We start from the raw sequence: 2,621 nt of genomic DNA, 5'->3' as shown, positions 1-2,621 counted from the left end.
CCACGTAACCTCGGGAAGAGGACGCGGGCAGCGCAGAGCGCCGGATTACCCCAGAAATCTCAGTGTACTGCACACTCTTCGGAACAGATAAATCCCGTCGTCCCGGCCACGAACTGCTTCTGCCGGATCGACATGCTCAGGCCAAACGTACCGTTGCGGTAGCTCGCCCGAAAATCTTCTTGCCCTCGAACTTCGCCACGATGGCAATCACGGCAGTTCGCTCCTCGCGTCCATCGTCTTGATCTTGCCGGTGAACTCGACCTGCGCCGCCGAATCCGCCGGGACGAACACCGAGCTGGTGAAGCGCACGTTGTACTCGGTGACCGCACCCGGATCGCCGAGCCATGACGTGACGAAACCGGCACCGAGGCCCATCGTCAGCATGCCGTGCGCGATCACGTTGTCCAATCCGGCCAGCGCGACAACCTCGTCACTCCAGTGGATCGGGTTGGGATCGCCGGACACACCTGCGTAGTTCACCAGGTCGCCGCGGGTCAAGGACACGACTCGCTCGGGCAGCTCCTCGCCGACGGACACGTCGTCGAAACTACGAAGCGCCATGCCTGATCACTTCCTTGACCGCATGGGCGATGTTCTCGTCGATCTCCCCGCCGGTGCGCGCCACAATGGTCGTCCAGGTCGTTTGAACGAGATCGCCGTTCTGATCGGTGATGATGTTCTTGGTGGTCATGATGTCGCTGCCGCTCATCTGCCGGAACGACTCGAGATACACGTCGCAGAAGATTCGATCGCCCACCTGGATCGGGCGATGAAATTCCAGTCTCTGATCGGTCTGCAGAATCTGACTCGGGTCGTATCCCGTGATGATCTCTTGCAACATCCGGGTCTGCGACATGATTCCGAGCAGGGAAATGAAGGTCAAGGGCGCGAGGAGACCGTCGTAACCGAGGCCCTTCGCAGCGTCCTCGTCGTGATGCGCGGGATGAAAATCCTGGACGGCACGCGCATATTCACGCACCTTCTCGCGGCCGACCTCGTAGAAGTCGTCGACGCGAAAATGAGAACCGACCATGGACGCCGCGTGTGCGGATGCATCCATGGCCGGGGACGTCGTGCGGAGCTTGTGACACGGAAAGACAACCTTTTCTACCCTGGACGCAAGAGCCGTTAGGGGAAGAAGTGTGTCCTAACGCCGGGCGCCGACTGGTGAACGGAACTGCGAACCAGCGAGCCGAGCGGACTAGCGAGATTCGCGGTGAGCCCGATGCGTGCCGCAGTTGGAGCAGAACTTCTTCAGCTCGATGCGGTCGGGATCGTTCCGACGGTTCTTCTTCGTGATGTAGTTGCGGTGCTTGCAAACCTCGCAGGCCAAGGTGATCTTGGGCCGCACATCGGTGGAGGAGGCCACTGGACGCCTACTTTCGGGTAAATCTGATCAGGGTCAATCAGGACTGTTCATGGGTGCTACGGGTCGTGCTTGCCTACTGTGTAGCGGTGACCGGACTTGAACCGGCGACGCAACGATTATGAGTCGTTTGCTCTACCAACTGAGCTACACCGCCTCAGGTGCTCATCGTCCACCATCCCACGTGGGGAACGCGACGTCGAGCCATCCAATCCAGCGAGCCCCCTAACGGAATCGAACCGTTGACCTTTTCCTTACCATGGAAACGCTCTACCGACTGAGCTAAGGGGGCGGGATCAGAGCACATCAAGCCGTGCGCTGAAGCCTTCAAGAGGTTACACATTCGGAGCGCCGACTACCAAATTGCGTGGTCAGCGAGCCGTTCTGGTCCCTCTCACATGGAAACCCCAGCGAGAGAAATCCTCGCCGGGGTTCCAGGTGTGGCAGATGTAGGATTCGAACCTACGTAGGCATAAGCCGACGGATTTACAGTCCGCTCCCATTGGCCGCTCGGGCAATCTGCCGTGATGCGATCGAAGCCCGTACTGCTCTTCGGCGCGGTGAGAAGAATACAACGAACGTCCCCCCGGAACGCAAACCGGTGGATACGGTCGGTAGCGGGCCGATAAAGTCCCTGCGGGATGTGGACCGACACCACCGCCAAATCAAATTTTCGATCCGACTGGAGAGTGTGAGAAGTGGCTGATTCGTCCTTCGACGTAGTGAGCAAAGTCGACCGACAGGAAGTGGACAACGCTGTCGGACAGGCCGCGAAGGAGCTGGCGACCCGCTTCGACTTCCGTGGATCCGACACCAGCATCGAATGGTCCGGCAGCGGCGAGTCCGAAACCATCGTCATCACCTCCGAATCCGAGGAGAAGGTCAAGGCGCCCTCGACGTGTTCAAGGAGAAGCTGATCCGACGGGACGTCTCCCTCAAGGCCTTCGAGACCAACGATCCGGCCGCGTCCGGCAAGGTCTACAAGGTCACCGGCAAACTCGTGCAGGGCATCACGACCGAGAACGCCAAGAAGATCTCCAAGAAGATCCGCGACGACGGCCCCAAGGGCGTCAAGGCGCAGATCCAGGGCGACGAACTGCGAGTGAGCAGCAAGAAGCGCGACGACCTGCAGGCCATCCAGCAGCTGCTCAAGAACGAGGACTTCGGGATCGCACTGCAGTTCGTCAACTACCGGTAGAGCGGCTTCGCCGCATGTGAGCGGAAATTCGTAGCACGCGGGCCGTTGCGTTTTGGC

Annotated in this window: 2 protein-coding genes, 3 tRNA genes and 2 pseudogenes; 1 reads left to right on the top strand and 6 read right to left on the bottom strand. The window is 59.9% G+C overall.

From position 1 onward, the window contains the following. Positions 1 to 136 precede the first annotated feature (136 nt). The 6 genes and pseudogenes from hadB to RHBS_RS26705 form a co-directional block, all read right to left on the bottom strand. Positions 137 to 561, bottom strand: a pseudogene (gene hadB, locus RHBS_RS26730) ((3R)-hydroxyacyl-ACP dehydratase subunit HadB). Next, positions 548 to 1,060, bottom strand: coding sequence for a (3R)-hydroxyacyl-ACP dehydratase subunit HadA (hadA, locus tag RHBS_RS26725; RefSeq protein ID WP_128646858.1), 513 nt, complete (start codon positions 1,058 to 1,060; stop codon positions 548 to 550). The pseudogene hadB and the gene hadA overlap by 14 nt, the downstream one beginning before the upstream one ends. A 141-nt stretch (positions 1,061 to 1,201) precedes the next feature. After that, the gene (gene rpmG, locus RHBS_RS26720; protein ID WP_027498281.1) at positions 1,202 to 1,369 is read right to left on the bottom strand and encodes a 50S ribosomal protein L33; all 168 of its coding nucleotides are present in this window, start codon (positions 1,367 to 1,369) and stop codon (positions 1,202 to 1,204) included. Positions 1,370 to 1,450: 81 nt separating this feature from the next. Further along, positions 1,451 to 1,523: transfer RNA gene (locus tag RHBS_RS26715), tRNA-Met, on the bottom strand. A 62-nt stretch (positions 1,524 to 1,585) separates the two neighbouring features. Then, positions 1,586 to 1,658 (bottom strand) — tRNA-Thr (locus tag RHBS_RS26710). A 149-nt stretch (positions 1,659 to 1,807) separates the two neighbouring features. Beyond that, a tRNA-Tyr gene (locus RHBS_RS26705) sits at positions 1,808 to 1,890 on the bottom strand. A gap of 174 nt (positions 1,891 to 2,064) precedes the next feature. Here RHBS_RS26705 and RHBS_RS26700 point away from each other — a divergent pair. Then, positions 2,065 to 2,564, top strand: a pseudogene (locus RHBS_RS26700) (YajQ family cyclic di-GMP-binding protein). The last annotated feature ends 57 nt before the right edge of the window (positions 2,565 to 2,621 follow it).

The organism is Rhodococcus sp. BS-15 (assembly GCF_000813105.1).
In the GTDB taxonomy this organism is placed as follows: domain Bacteria; phylum Actinomycetota; class Actinomycetes; order Mycobacteriales; family Mycobacteriaceae; genus Rhodococcoides.
Note: the sequence above shows the minus strand (reverse complement) of the source record. Positions and strands in the feature narration are given on the sequence as shown.

What these genes read in the sequence shown, in the direction of transcription:
- hadA (WP_128646858.1), bottom strand. Translation starts at nt 1,060, where the DNA reads ATGGATGCATCCGCACACGCGGCGTCCATGGTCGGTTCTCATTTTCGC.